The sequence below is a fragment of the Duganella sp. GW821-FHT07F09 genome (assembly GCF_059418705.1).
Map to the genome: position 1 here is coordinate 736,404 of NZ_JBWKQJ010000001.1, position 14,090 is coordinate 750,493.

General features: G+C 64.7%; 12 protein-coding genes. 4 read left to right on the plus strand and 8 right to left on the minus strand.

Translation table 11 applies throughout. The annotated features are described in order from the left end of the window. Positions 1 to 67 precede the first annotated feature (67 nt). The 4 genes from ftsB to pyrG form a co-directional block, all read right to left on the minus strand. Positions 68 to 406 (minus strand): cell division protein FtsB, encoded by a 339-nt coding sequence (gene ftsB / locus AC07P1_RS03400; protein ID WP_494694496.1) that lies wholly within the window; start codon positions 404 to 406, stop codon positions 68 to 70. Between the two features lie 51 nt (positions 407 to 457). Next, on the minus strand, positions 458 to 1,741 hold the full coding sequence (gene eno / locus AC07P1_RS03405) for a phosphopyruvate hydratase (RefSeq protein ID WP_494694497.1): 1,284 nt from the start codon (positions 1,739 to 1,741) through the stop codon (positions 458 to 460). A 134-nt stretch (positions 1,742 to 1,875) separates the two neighbouring features. Then, positions 1,876 to 2,730 carry a 3-deoxy-8-phosphooctulonate synthase gene (kdsA, locus tag AC07P1_RS03410; RefSeq protein WP_315221888.1) on the minus strand — a complete coding sequence of 285 codons (855 nt, stop codon included), beginning with the start codon at positions 2,728 to 2,730 and terminating at the stop codon, positions 1,876 to 1,878. Then, complete coding sequence (pyrG, locus tag AC07P1_RS03415) at positions 2,727 to 4,421, minus strand: CTP synthase (RefSeq protein ID WP_494694498.1); 1,695 nt, start codon at positions 4,419 to 4,421, stop codon at positions 2,727 to 2,729. Before pyrG ends, kdsA begins: the two co-directional genes overlap by 4 nt. A gap of 222 nt (positions 4,422 to 4,643) precedes the next feature. Here pyrG and AC07P1_RS03420 point away from each other — a divergent pair, with 222 nt between their 5' ends. Together AC07P1_RS03420 and AC07P1_RS03425 are read left to right on the plus strand one after the other, a co-directional pair. Continuing rightward, positions 4,644 to 5,066, plus strand: coding sequence for a PRC-barrel domain-containing protein (locus tag AC07P1_RS03420; RefSeq protein ID WP_315221884.1), 423 nt, complete (start codon positions 4,644 to 4,646; stop codon positions 5,064 to 5,066). Next, positions 5,063 to 5,245 carry a hypothetical protein gene (locus tag AC07P1_RS03425; protein ID WP_494694499.1) on the plus strand — a complete coding sequence of 61 codons (183 nt, stop codon included), beginning with the start codon at positions 5,063 to 5,065 and terminating at the stop codon, positions 5,243 to 5,245. Before AC07P1_RS03420 ends, AC07P1_RS03425 begins: the two co-directional genes overlap by 4 nt. 79 nt (positions 5,246 to 5,324) lie before the next feature. Here the strand turns inward: AC07P1_RS03425 and AC07P1_RS03430 are convergent, their stop codons facing one another. From AC07P1_RS03430 to AC07P1_RS03445, 4 genes are all read right to left on the minus strand, one after another. Beyond that, positions 5,325 to 5,912: a hypothetical protein gene (locus AC07P1_RS03430; RefSeq protein WP_494694500.1), complete on the minus strand. Its 588-nt coding sequence runs from the start codon at positions 5,910 to 5,912 to the stop codon at positions 5,325 to 5,327. Between the two features lie 163 nt (positions 5,913 to 6,075). Beyond that, positions 6,076 to 6,546, minus strand: coding sequence for a GNAT family N-acetyltransferase (locus AC07P1_RS03435; protein ID WP_494694501.1), 471 nt, complete (start codon positions 6,544 to 6,546; stop codon positions 6,076 to 6,078). Positions 6,547 to 6,644: 98 nt separating this feature from the next. After that, on the minus strand, positions 6,645 to 7,325 hold the full coding sequence (locus AC07P1_RS03440; RefSeq protein WP_494694502.1) for an isochorismatase family protein: 681 nt from the start codon (positions 7,323 to 7,325) through the stop codon (positions 6,645 to 6,647). Between the two features lie 164 nt (positions 7,326 to 7,489). After that, a complete protein-coding gene (locus AC07P1_RS03445; RefSeq protein ID WP_494694503.1) occupies positions 7,490 to 10,663 on the minus strand; it encodes an error-prone DNA polymerase in 3,174 nt (1,057 codons plus the stop codon). A 251-nt stretch (positions 10,664 to 10,914) separates the two neighbouring features. On the opposite strand from AC07P1_RS03445, the gene AC07P1_RS03450 reads away from it, so the two are divergent. Next, the gene (locus tag AC07P1_RS03450; protein ID WP_494694504.1) at positions 10,915 to 13,317 is read left to right on the plus strand and encodes a TonB-dependent receptor plug domain-containing protein; all 2,403 of its coding nucleotides are present in this window, start codon (positions 10,915 to 10,917) and stop codon (positions 13,315 to 13,317) included. A 296-nt stretch (positions 13,318 to 13,613) separates the two neighbouring features. Continuing rightward, a complete protein-coding gene (locus AC07P1_RS03455) occupies positions 13,614 to 14,090 on the plus strand; it encodes a DUF2844 domain-containing protein (RefSeq protein ID WP_494694505.1) in 477 nt (158 codons plus the stop codon).

The window sequence follows — 14,090 nt, forward strand, 5'->3', positions numbered from 1 at the left end:
CGCCCTACGTGTTTTAGAATTTTTCCGGGTTCAATGGTCATGGCCGGGTTCGATCGGCGGACGGGGGTTACTGGTCGGCCGGGGACGCTTCGGACGCGGGGGGCGCCGCCAGCGGTACCGGCGGCGCGGCTTGGCCTTTGCCGACGATCTGGATGAAAATTTCGTTTTGTTTGATCATGCTGAGCTCGTAGCGGGCGCGCTCTTCGACCGCGCCGGTGCCGTCCTTGAGGTCGCGCACTTCGGAGTCGAGCTTGGCGTTGCGGGCCAGCAGTTCGGCGTTCTTTTTGTGCGCCGTGTCGACCTGGGCTTCAAGGTCGGCCACGCGCAGCCAGCCCCCCTTCCCCAGCCAGAGCGGGTACTGTATCAGCAGCAGCAACACTGCCAGGGCGAGGGTGATCAGGCGCATGGTCGATTCGGTTCGATCGCGGCCGCCGGAAGCCGGCGGCCGCTTACCGCATTACTTCAGGTTGTAGAACGCGTCGCGGCCAGGGTAGGAGGCGATGTCGCCCAGGTCTTCCTCGATGCGCAGCAGCTGGTTGTATTTCGCCATGCGGTCCGAGCGCGACATCGAGCCGGTCTTGATCTGCAGCGCGTTCAGGCCGACGGCGATGTCGGCGATGGTCGAGTCCTCGGTCTCGCCCGAACGGTGCGAGATGACGGCCGTGTAGCCGGCGCGCTTGGCCATTTCGATGGCGGCGAAGGTTTCGGTCAGGGTGCCGATCTGGTTGATCTTGATCAGGATCGAGTTGGCGATGCCCTTCGAGATGCCTTCCTTGAGGATCTTGGTGTTGGTGACGTACAGGTCGTCGCCCACCAGCTGGATTTTCTTGCCCAGTTCCTTGGTCAGGATGGCCCAGCCGTCCCAGTCGCCCTCGTGCATCGCGTCCTCGATCGAGATGATCGGGTATTTGTCGCACCAGGTCGCCAGCAGGTTGGTGAACTCGGTGGCCGTCAGCGACAGGCCCTCGCCTTCCAGTTCGTACTTGCCGTTCTTGTAGAACTCGGAGGCGGCGCAGTCCAGGCCGATGGCGATCTGGGCGCCCGGCTCGTAGCCGGCTTCCTCGATGGCCTGGATGATCAGCTTGATGGCTTCCTCATGGTTGGCCAACGACGGGGCGAAGCCGCCCTCGTCGCCGACGGCCGTGCTCAGGCCCTTCTTGTGCAGGATTTTTTTCAGGGTGTGGAACACCTCGGCGCCGTAGCGCACGGCTTCCTTGAACGACGGCGCGCCGACCGGGATGATCATGAATTCCTGGATGTCCAGGTTGTTGTCGGCGTGAGCGCCGCCGTTGATGACGTTCATCATCGGCACCGGCAGTTGCATCGCGCCCGAACCGCCGAAGTAGCGATACAGCGGCAGGCCGGCTTCCTCGGCGGCCGCCTTGGCCACGGCCATCGACACGGCCAGCATGGCGTTGGCGCCCAGGCGGCCTTTGTTTTCGGTGCCGTCCAGATCGATCAGGGTGCGGTCCAGGAAGGCTTGTTCATTGGCGTCGAGGCCCATGATCGCTTCCGAGATTTCGGTGTTGATATTTTCGCAGGCTTGCAGCACGCCCTTGCCGAAGTAACGCTTCGGGTCGCCGTCGCGCAGTTCGATCGCTTCGCGCGAACCGGTCGAGGCGCCCGATGGCACGGCGGCGCGGCCCATGACGCCGGACTCGAGCAGGACGTCGCATTCGACGGTCGGATTGCCGCGCGAATCGATAATTTCACGGCCGATAATATCAACAATAGCACTCATGTCATTCTCCAAAGTTAGACGAAAACGTGTTTGTCCATCGTGTGTTGCATGATGGACAATTTAAGGATAACGGGAATATAACCCGGCGCAGAGGTGTTTGCCAACGCGCGCCGGGCATTTTGCCTGCGATTGCTTTAGTTGAAGCTGCTTTCCAGGAAACCAGCTTTTTTGGTGATGCGGTCCAGCTCGATCAGGGTCGACAACAATTCCTTCATGCGGCCCAGCGGCACGGCGTTGGGGCCGTCCGATAGCGCCTCGGCCGGGTTCGGGTGGGTTTCCATGAACAGGCCGGCCACGCCGACGGCGACGGCCGCGCGCGACAGCACCGGGACCATCTCGCGCATGCCGCCCGACGAGGTGCCGTTACCACCCGGCAATTGCACCGAGTGGGTGGCGTCGAACACGACCGGGCAGTTCGATTCGCGCATGATGGCAAGCGAGCGCATGTCGGACACCAGGTTGTTGTAGCCGAACGAGGCGCCGCGCTCGCACGCCATGAAGACGTCGTCCGGCAAGCCCTTGGCCTTGGCGGCCGCGCGTGCTTTGTCGATGACGTTTTTCATGTCGTGCGGGGCCAGGAACTGGCCCTTCTTGATGTTGACCGGCAGGCCGGACTGCGCGCAGGCCGTGATGAAATCGGTCTGGCGGCACAGGAAGGCCGGCGTTTGCAGCACGTCGACGACGGCCGACACTTCGGCGATCTCGTCGATCGAGTGGACGTCGGTCAGGACCGGCACGCCCAGTTCGCGCTTGACGTCGCCGAGGATCTCGAGGCCCTTGTCGCGGCCGGGACCGCGATACGAGGTGCCCGACGAGCGGTTGGCCTTGTCGAACGAGGACTTGTAGATGAACGGGATGCCCAGCGCGGCCGTCATTTCCTTGAGCGCGCCGGCGGTGTCGAACGCCATCTGGCGCGATTCGATCACGCAGGTGCCGGCGATCAGGAAGAACGGCTGATCGAGGCCGGCTTCGAAGCCACAGAGTTTCATGCCGCATCTCCTTGCAACGCAGTGCTCTCAGCGACGGCGTGCGGGCGGTTGCCGCCGGCTGCCTTGTGGGCCAGTGCCGCCTTGATGTAGGACGTGAACAGCGGATGGCCGTCACGCGGGGTGGATTTGAATTCAGGATGGTATTGCACGCCCATGTACCACGGGTGCGAATTGTCGCCGCTGCGCGGCAGTTCCATGATCTCGCACAGGTCCTCGGTCGGCGTGCGGGCCGCCACCACCAGGCCGGCCGCTTCGACGCGCGGCAGGTAGTGGTTGTTGGCCTCGTAACGGTGGCGGTGGCGCTCGGTCACGACCGGGCCGTAGATCTCGGCGGCCAGGGTGCCCGGCTTGATCGCGCAGGTTTGCGCGCCCAGGCGCATGGTGCCGCCCAGGTCGGAGTTCTCGTCGCGCTTTTCGACCTTGCCGTCCTGGCCCTGCCACTGGTCGATCAGGGCGACCACCGGTTGCGAGGTTTCCAGGTCGAACTCGGTCGAGTTGGCGCTGGTCAGGCCGGCCATGTGGCGCGCGTATTCGATCAGCGCGACCTGCATGCCGAGGCAGATGCCCAGGTAGGGGATCTTGTTTTCGCGGGCGAACTGCGCCGCCATGATCTTGCCCTCGACGCCGCGCTTGCCGAAGCCGCCCGGCACCAGGATGGCGTCGTATTTCGCCAGCGCGGCGCAGCCGGTCGTCTCGATCTCTTCGGAGTCGATGTACTCGATGTTGACCTTCGATTCGTTGTGGATGCCGGCGTGGCGCAGCGCTTCGGTCAGCGACTTGTACGACTCGGTCAGCTCGACGTATTTGCCGACCATGCCGATCGACACTTCGCTCTTCGGATGCTCGAGCGTGTAGATCAGGCGGCTCCAGACGGACAGGTCGGCCGGCGCCGGGTTGATGTCGAGCGCCTCGCAGATGATGGCGTCGAGGCCCTGGTCGTGCAGCATCTGCGGCACTTTGTAGATGGTGTCGACGTCCCACACGGAGATGACGGCCTGCTCTTCGATGTTGGAGAACAAGGAGATCTTGGCGCGTTCGTCGTCCGGGATCGGGCGGTCGGCGCGGCACAGCAGCGCATTCGGCGAGATGCCGATCTCGCGCAGCTTCTGCACCGAGTGCTGGGTCGGCTTGGTTTTCAGTTCGCCCGCCGAGGCGATGTACGGCACCAGGGTCAGGTGGACGAAGGCGGTGTTCTTGCGGCCGGCGCGCAGGCTCAGCTGGCGTGCCGCCTCGAGGAACGGCAGCGATTCGATGTCGCCGACGGTGCCGCCGATTTCGCACAGGGCAACATCGTAGCCTTCGGCGCCGCGACGGATGTAATCCTGGATCTCGTTGGTGATGTGGGGGATGACCTGCACGGTCTTGCCCAGGTATTCGCCGCGGCGTTCCTTGCGGATCACCGATTCGTAGATCTGGCCGGTGGTGAAGTTGTTCACCTTTTTCATGCGGGTCGAGATGAAGCGCTCGTAGTGGCCGAGGTCGAGATCGGTCTCGGCGCCGTCGTCGGTGACGAACACTTCACCGTGCTGCATGGGGCTCATCGTGCCCGGATCGACGTTGATGTACGGGTCGAGCTTGAGCATGGTGACTTTGAGGCCGCGCGATTCGAGGATCGCGGCGAGGGAGGCGGCGGCAATCCCTTTACCAAGGGAAGACACGACGCCACCGGTGACGAAGACAAATTTGGTCATTGCAGATAGTGCCGAACGGCACGTGCGGGAAATTGAAATTATACCCTAAAACGGTTATTTCTTCAGCATCGGCCCCGGAAAAATCCGCTACGGGCCGGAAAACTCCGCTTGCCTAACTTGCAAAAATGGACGGTTTGGCAATCCGATGCGACTGTGTTTCAGCGTACAGACGGTCATAAACAACCAAGTCAGAATAGCAACTCATTCTTAGAGGAGAACATCATGAGCTACACGGAACGCGATGCTTACGGTATGTATGTCGACAACGGCAACAAGGGTCCCGGCCCTGAACTGATGGGGGCGGACACGCTGATCGGCGACCACGTTCACAATCTGAAGAACGAACACCTGGGCGAGATCAAGGAAATCATGCTCGACATGCGCACCGGCAAAATCGCCTACGCGGTCATGTCGTCGGGCGGCATCCTGACCATCGGCGAGAAACTGTTCGCCGTGCCGTGGGAAGCGCTGACCCTGGACACGGTCAACAAACGCTTCACCTTGAACATCGACAAGGAGCGCATCGAGAACGCGCCCGGCTTCGACACCGATCACTGGCCCAACATGGCGAACCAGACGTGGGCCAGCCAGATCCACAGCTACTACGGCACCCGCTACGACAACCTCGACGCTGGTCCGCTGTGATGTCGGCCCTGATCATGCTGGCCGGCGCGGCCGCGCTGACCGCGACCTTGATGGTGCGGATCGCGCGCCGGCGCCAGGCGGAGGCGCGGCCGCCGGCCGGCGTGCCCGTCACGCTGGCGAGCTGGTCCGACAGTCGTGAATACCAGGTGGCGGACCACCTGCGGCGCAAGAGGCGATGAGTTGGAGGGATAACCACCTCCCAGGCATCGTTGTAGTACGGCTTCGGCCGCCCATTCGAATGGGCGGCCGAAGTCTTTTTTAATGGATATCCTCTAGTTCATCATATTCACGACGGCTTTTGGGCAAGCGGCGCTCCAGCGTATTTCGTGATTGCAAATCTACGTGTTCGATCAAAACCAGCGCGGCGTTCAGCGCGTTGCTCATTGTTTTGGCGGCATTGGCCATCGCCTCCGCCGGCGTTGGCGGCGTAATGGCGGCACGTTTTTGCAGGCGGGCGCGCAGTTGGGCGGCGTTCGCCCAGTTCTTTTCTCCCGGGAAGCGTATCCACAGATCGCGCCAGGCATTGCGACCGTCGCCGGCCACGGCCTGCGTCAACTGATGCGGGGAAACGGGTCGCCCGCGATACATCAAATCATCACCGACCACTTCGGCGCTGTGCCAGTCTTCCTCATATTGCATGCGTACGCGGGTTCCCTCCGGTAGAAATAAAATCTTCCATTGGTAGCCACGCAATGGCTGGGCGTTCGCCTTCTCGCGCTCGATCCACAATTTGACGGCGGCCGCCAGCGCCTCGGTGACCGATAGAGAGCTGCCGCTCTTGCGCAGGAATTCTTCGAGCTGGAGCTCCGTGGCTGGGGGTAGTAAACGAGTCCCTCGGGGATTCATACTCTTTCTCCTTGCGGTTTCTGTCGGTTTTTGTCTCTTCCTGTCTCTTTAGACCGCAAGACCGAACTGGAGTTCAAAAAAGACAAAAAGAGACAGAAACCGACAGCCAAAAGAGTAAGGTTCCCGCACGGAGTGGCGTGGGCTCACCCCATACACACACCGCTTACGCAGGCGCAGGCAAACGCATTGGAATGTAGGCGATGCCGTCGTGCTCGGCACGCGGGCTGGCGGGAACGAATCCCAGGTGACGGTACATTTCCAGCGCGAACGCCGACGAGTTGACGGTGAATGCGCCATCCGCGTTCTCGCCAAGCGCGCGTTCCCTGGCCGCCTGCCACAGTAGCCGGCCAAAGCCCCTACCTTGCCACTTGGCCGCCACGAACAAATGGTACAAATGCGCGTGGTCGCGCACCGCCACCACGCCGGCCAGCTCATCAGCGACATGGCCCAACTGGTAGTCGTAACGCTCGTCCGCCAACACACGTTCGATCGCGGGCGGCTGCATGGTTTCGATAAATTTCTCCGCGCCGGCGCCACTTGGCTCCAAGGTCAGCAATGGCAGCAGCGGGACGATCAACGCGCTGATGGCGGCGGCGTCGCCCGGCCGTGCCTGGCGTATGGTCAGTTTGTTCATCCGGCCATTCTGCCAGAACTTCAAAATCGCAGCTGATGGTCGACAGTCGGCCTGGCAAGTGCGACATGTCGACCAATCGCTTGGCTACCAAGTGGATCCTAGGCCGCGTCCCGCACCGCCTGCTGTGCACGCGCATAGCTCTCCGCCACGGCCGCGTAGTTTGGCGCGACCAGGCCATACAGCTTGGCCAGCTCCGCCGCTTCCGGGCGCGCCCAGGTGCGGTGCAGTTCCGATAACAACGCGTTGGTCGAGGTGGGTTTGACGCCACCCTGCACGAAGCGCGCGACGGAGACGCGGGAGGCCATCTCGCTCGGATCGCCGGAGGCGTCGATGACCGCATAGACATCGTAGCCCGCCGCGACGGCGTCAAGCGCCGGGAACATCACGCAAACACTGGTCCACACGCCCGCCATCACCAAGGTCTTACGGCCGCTGGCGCGCACCGCCCCGACAAAGTCGGCATTGTCCCAGGCGTTGACCTCGCCCTTGCGCGGCACATAGACGGCATGCGGGGCGTACTGGTGGATTTCGGGCATCAGCGGACCGTTGCTGCCGGCCGGCTCCGAGGCGGTGGTGATCACCGGAATCTTGAGCAAGGTGCACAGCCTGGCGATCGTCTCCACATTCCGTCGCAGGTCGGCCACGGCGATATCCTTGACGGTCTGGAAGAGCCCGGACTGGTGGTCCAACAGCAGCACCAAGGTATCGGCGGGATCGAGCAGCGCGGCGCCGCCGCCTGTGGGCAGTGCACTGGGTTTGGAATGTGGGGTGTCTTGCATGGGTCGTTCTCCTTGGTTGGGCAGTGGTGACAGTGATGGCGGACAATCGCGAATGCGCGTCCCAATCAGCTTGCCTGAATTTGCGTCCGCGGTGGCGGTGCGGCGCAAGTTCGCGCTCCGCACTCCCCCCGAAATGGGGGCGCCGTCGGGGCGGAAATTCCACCTCAACAAAAATCACGGCTGATGGTCGGCAGGCGGCCCAGCAGGTGCGACATGTCGACCAGCCGCTTGGCCACCAGGTGGCGCACGATGCCGTCCTGTTGCCAGACGCCGTACACGCCCAGTAGCGGCGCGCTCAGCACCTCTCGGCGCTGCTCCTCGACCAGCTTGGGCCAGATGATGACGTTGACGTTGCCGGTCTCGTCCTCAAGGGTGATGAACAGCACGCCCTTGGCCGTGCCGGGCCGCTGCCGCACCGTGACCATGCCGCAGGCGCGCGCCAGCATGCCGTTGGTGTAGGTGTTGAGGGTGGACGCGGGCAGGAAGCGGTGCTCGAGCAGCTTGGCGCGCAACAGCGCCAGCGGATGGCGGCCCAAGGTCAGGCCGTGCGAGCGGTAGTCGCCGAGGATTTCCTCGCCCTCGGTCGGTGGCGCCAACAGCGGCGCCTCCTCGTCCGGCGTGGTCGGACGCAGCAGGTCCTTGTCCGGCGCGGCGCCGACCGCCTGCCACAGCGCCTGGCGGCGGTTGCCGGCCAGGTGCACCAGCGCGTTGCCGGCGGCCAGCACCTGCAGGTCGTGGCGGTCCAGGTCGGCGCGCCGCGCCAGGTCGGCGACGCCGGCGAACGGCGCCTGCGCACGCGCCGCTTCGATGCGCTGGGCGGCGCCGTCGCGCATGCCCTTCATCATCGACAGGCCGAGCCGCACCGCAGGCTGCCCGTGCTTGCCCGCCGGCTCCTCCAGCGACGAGTCCCAGCCGCTGATGGTGACATCGATCTCGCGCACCACCACGCCGTGGCGCCTGGCGTCCTGCACCAGTTGCGACGGGCTGTAGAACCCCATCGGCTGGCTGTTGAGCAGCGCGCACAGGAAGGCGGCCGGTTCGTGGCATTTGAGCCAGGAGCTGGCATAGGTCAGCAGCGCGAAGCTGGCCGCGTGCGACTCGGGAAAGCCGTATTCGCCGAAGCCCTGGATCTGGCGGAAGATCGATTCAGCGAACTCCAGTTCATAACCGCGCTCGGTCATGCCGGTGACGATGCGCGCATGGTATTTATCGACGCCGCCCTTGCGCTTCCAGGCCGCCATCGCGCGCCGCAACTGGTCGGCCTCGCCCTCGCTGAAGCCGGCGGCGATGACGGCGATCTGCATCACCTGCTCCTGGAAAATCGGCACTCCCAGGGTGCGGCCCAGCGCCTCCTTCAGGCCGTGTGGATAGTCGATGAGCTTGGGATTGATGCGGCGCTGCAAATACGGATGCACCATGCCGCCCTGGATCGGTCCGGGCCGCACCAGCGCCACCTCGATGACCAGGTCGTAGAAGACCTTGGGCCGCAGCCGTGGCAGCATGCTCATCTGCGCGCGCGACTCGATCTGGAACACGCCGATAGTATCGGCCTGACACATCATCGCGTACGTGGGCTTGTCCTCGGCCGGGATGTCCTGCATGCGGAACGGCGTGCCACGCCGCCCGGCCACCATGTCGAGCGCGCGCCGCAGCGCCGACAGCATGCCCAGCGCCAGCACGTCGACCTTCATCAGCCCGAGCTCCTCCAAATCGTCCTTATCCCACTGGATCACGCAGCGCCCCTCCATCGTGGCCGCCTCGATCGGCACCAGCCGCGACAACTTCTCGTGCGAGATGACGAATCCGCCCGGGTGCTGCGACAGGTGGCGCGGAAAGCCCAGCAGCGTCATCGCCAGCGAGGCCCATTGCTGCGCCAGTTGCGAGTCCGGGTCGAGTCCGCACTCGGCCAGCCGTCCGAGCAGGTCGTGGCGGCTGTCGAACCAATGGTGCGCCTTGGCCACCTTCTCGACGATGGCCAGGTCGACGCCGAGCGCCTTGCCGCTGTCGCGCAGCGCGCTCTTGGGCCGGTAGCTGATGACGACGGCCGCCAGCGCGGCGCGGTCGGCACCGTATTTTTTATAGATGTACTGGATCACCTCCTCGCGCCGCTGGTGCTCGAAGTCGACGTCGATGTCGGGCGGCTCGTTGCGCTCGCGCGAGATGAAACGCCCGGTCAGCATGTTGCTGCGCTCGGGGTCGACCTCGGTCACGCCGAGGCAGAAACACACCACAGAGTTGGCGGCCGAGCCGCGCCCCTGGCACAGGATGCCCTGGTCGCGGGCGAAGCGCACGATGTCGTAGACGGTCAGGAAATACGGTTCGTATTCCAGCTCGGCGATCAGTTCCAGCTCCTTTTCGATCTGGCCGCGCACCTTGTCCGACAACCCTGCCGGGAAGCGCCGCGCCGCGCCGTCATAGGTTTCCTGGCGCAGGTAGCTGGCCGGCGTGTGGCCGGCCGGCACCAGCTCGCGCGGATACTCGTAGCGCAGCTCGGTCAGCTTGAAGGTGCACTCCTGCATGATGCGCAAGGTCTCGAACAGCGCCGCCGGCGGATACAGGTTGGCCAGCCGCAGGCGCGGACGCAAATGCTGCTCGGCGTTCTGCGCCAGAGCATAGCCGCACTCGCCGACCGGCTTGCCCACCCGCACCGCCGTCAGCGTGTCGTGCAGCGGCTTGCGCGAGCGCACATGCATGCACACCTGCCCCACCGCCACCACCGCCATGCCGTGCTGCAACGCCACCTCGGCTATGCTGAGGCGGTGCGCCTCGTCGAAGGCGCGCTGCAGCAGGTTCAGCCCCATCCACGCGCGCCCCGGAAAGGTCGCCTCCATCCATGCCGCCTGCGCGTGCAACCGGTCGACGTCGCCGGGCTGGTGCGCCGGATAGTGCGGCAGCAGTATCATCAGGCAGTCCGGCAAGCCCTTCAAATGCGCGTAGGCCGGCGCCGGCGCGGCCAGGTCTGCCGGTGTCAGCAGGTAGCTGCCCTTGGCGACCCGGTTGCGGGCGATGGTGATCAGCTCGCACAAATTGCCGTAGCCGTCGCGGTTCCTGGCCAGCGCGATCAGCGACAGCGCGGCGCTGCCGTCCGGGTTTTTCAGGTGGAAATGGCTGCCGATGACCAGCGGCAAGCCGGCCTCCTTGGCCGCCGCGTGCGCGCGCACCACGCCGGCCAGCGAGCACTCGTCGGTGATGGCCAGCCCCGCATAATCGAGCTCGACCGCGCGCGCGACCAGCTCCTCCGGCCGCGAGGCGCCCTGCAGGAAGGAAAAGTTGCTTATGCAGAACAGCTCGGCGTAGGCCGGCAGTCCCTGCGACGATGGTGGCGATGAAAAGCTCATGATGAATACTGTTTTTATATACAGTATTCTACACCCGGTACCCGCTTCCGCTGCGTAATCATTTTAATAGCGGGCGGCGCCGAGTTCATCCGCCCGGCCCGGCATCCGTAACACTACGTAGCCCGGACACCGCGCGGCGCCGGTTGGCGCGTCAAAACAACACTAAATAGTGTTTAAACGCAAAATTGGCAGAAAACCCATATCAATATAAATTATTTGAATAGAATCAAATTTTTCATGGGAGCCGAAACGTGCCAGCCAACACCACCTTACGCAACGCCGTCTTATTCACCCTCTATGGCGCGACCGCGCTGAGCCTGAGTCCCGCCGTCCACGCCCAGACCACGCCGGCCGAGGCCGCCGCAGCTCCCATGCAAACGGTCACCCTGGTCGGCTCGCGCCGCGCCACCTCGTCGGCCACCGACACGGTGGTGCCGGTCGATATCATTCCGATGAACAAGGTGTCCGAACAGGGCGGCCAGTTCGACCTGGCGCAGTCGCTGACCTACATCTCGCCATCGTTCAACTCGACCCGCCAGAGCGGCTCGGACGGCGCCGACCTGGTCGACTCGGCCGCGCTGCGCGGCCTCGGCTCGGACCAGACGCTGGTGCTGGTCAACGGCAAGCGCCGCCACACCACCGCGCTGGTCAACCTGTTCGGCGCGCGCAACCGCGGCAACACCGGCACCGACCTCAACGCCATCCCGATGCTGGCCATCAAGGACGTGCAGGTGCTGCGCGACGGCGCCGCCGCCCAGTACGGCTCGGACGCGATCGCCGGCGTCATGGACATCGGCCTCAAAAAGAGCCTCGGCTGCGAAGCCGTCGCCGGCTACAGCCAGTACTCGGCCGGCGACGGCGAGAACTGGCTCGGCTCGGCCTACTGCGGCTTTAGCATCGGCAACGGCGGCGTCGTCGGCATCACCGGCGAATACCTCGACCGTGGCCGCTCGAACCGCGCCGAGGCCGACAACCCGCGCATCATCGGCGACACCAAGACCGAGAACCAGACCATTTATCTGAACGGCGAGCTGCCGACCACCGGCACCGGCAAGCTGTACTTCACCGCCGGCGCCCAGAAGCGCGACGGTTCGTCGGCCGCGTTCGCGCGCGGCGGCGTCGGCTCGGACGACATCCCGAGCCGCAACTCGGCCGCCATGTATCCGAACGGCTTTGTCCCGTTCATCAACGCCAAGATCGACGACCGCTACGGCACCGTCGGCCACCGCATCAAGCTGGGCGAATGGAACACCGACTTGTCGCAGACCTACGGCTACAACAAGATGATGTACAACATCAGCAACACGATCAACGCCTCGATCGCCAACCAAGACCTGCTCGGCGGCGGCCGCGGCGTCAGCGCCAGCGCCTTCGACGCCGGCGGCTTCTCGTTCGAGCAACTGACCACCAACGTCGACCTGTCGCGCTACTACGACGGCGTGCTCGGGGGCGGCCTGAACGTCGCCTTCGGCGGCGAATACCGCAGCGAGGAATTCAAGATCTTCGCCGGCGAGCGCGGCTCCTACATCGACGCCGACGGCGTCGGCAACGGCGGCAACGCCGGCAGCCAGGGCTTCCCCGGCTTCCAGCCGGGCGACGAGACCAAGGCCAAGCGCCACAGCAACGCCGCCTACCTCGACCTCGAGGCCGACCTGACCGACGCCGTCAAGGCCCAGGCGGCGGTGCGCTATGAAAAATTCAGCGACTTCGGCTCGACCGTGACGGGCAAGCTGGCCGGCTCGGTGCGCGTGCTGCCGAGCACCCTGCTGCGCGGCTCGGCCAGCACCGGCTTCCGCGCGCCGTCGCTGCAGCAAAGCCACCTGTCGACCACCTTCACCGACTTCATCGGCGGCGTGCCGAAGGAAGTGGTGCTCGCGCCCAACGGCGGCGTGGTCGCCAACGCGGCCGGCATCCCCAAACTGAAGGAGGAGAAGTCGACCAGCTTCACCCTGGGCACGACCTGGACCCCGAACGACGCCATCTCCATCACCGCCGACCTGTACCGCATCAAGATCAAGGACCGCATCGTGCTGTCGGGCCGCTTCAACGCCGACAACTACCCCGACCTGGCCGACCGCCTGGCCGCGCTGGGCGTGGGCGAGGCGCAATTCTTCGTCAACTCGGTCGACACCAAGACGCAAGGCCTGGACCTGACCGCCTCGCACAAGGCCAACTTCGGCGCCAACCGCCTGACCACCTACCTGGCGCTCAACGCCAGCAAGACCGAGGTCACCGGCATCCACGCGCCGGCCGCGCTGCAAGGCTTCGAGGACGTGCTGCTGTCGGAGAAGGAGCGTTTGTATATCGAACAGGGCGCGCCGAAATCGAAGGTCACCCTGGGCTTCGACTTCGTCACCGGCGCGCTGGAGACCGACTTCAAGATCATCCACTTCGGTCCGCAGACCCTGGGCACCTTCGACGGCACCGCCAACGGCGTGGCGAACCAGCGCTACGAGTCGAAAACCTCGGCCGACCTGAGCTTCACGTACACGATCAACAAGAACATGAAGTTCACGCTGGGCGGCAACAACATCTTCAACGTCAAGCCGACCTCGCAGGACCCGGACCAGACCGACAACGGCTTCAAGTACGAGAGCGTGCAGTTCGGCCTGAACGGCGCCTCCTACTTCGGCCGCCTGTGGGTGCGTTTCTAATCCGCGAATGTCAAACGGGGCCACACCGCATGCGAGCCCACGGAAACACGTAGGGCGGATTAGCGAAGCGTAATCCGCCATGCATGCGCCGTCGGCGGCGCGTAGATGGCGGATTACGGCGTGCCGCCTAATCCGCCCTACGTGGATCCGAGGTCAAGCACTGGCTCAGGCCACGATGACAATGGCGCCCACTCGGCGCCGTTTTTCATCCGTTTTACGTTTGCTTACATTTCACTAACGCAATTGAACCCGATCGCGGCCTACACTTGTCTTAATTCCAGGCAACGGAGCACGCCATGCGCCACGCGATCGCCCTCATGTTCTTCCTCACGCTGCTGCAAGGCGCGCTCGCCTATGCCGCGCTGGGCGGTTCGCCGTCCGACTTCGGCGCCGCGCCGGCCACCGCCCGCCGCCTGGCCGCCACCGGCGCCGCCGCCGGCGCAACGGCCGCCGCCACCGACTCGGTCTACACCGTCAGCCAGAGCACCCTCGACAGCGGCACCGTCGTGCGCGAATACAGCGACACGGCCGGCAAGGTGTTCGCCGTCAGCTGGCGCGGCCCCACGCTGCCGGACCTGCGCACCTTGCTGGGCGAAAAATTCGCCGTGATGACCGGCGCCGCCGGCCAGCGGGCCCGCGCCGGCCACTCGCAGCTGGCGCTCAACCAGTCCGACGTGGTGCTGGTCTCGAGCGGCCACATGCGCGCATTCGCCGGCCACGCCTGGATCCCCAGCGCGCTGCCGGCCGGCTTCGACACCGCCACTATCGACTAG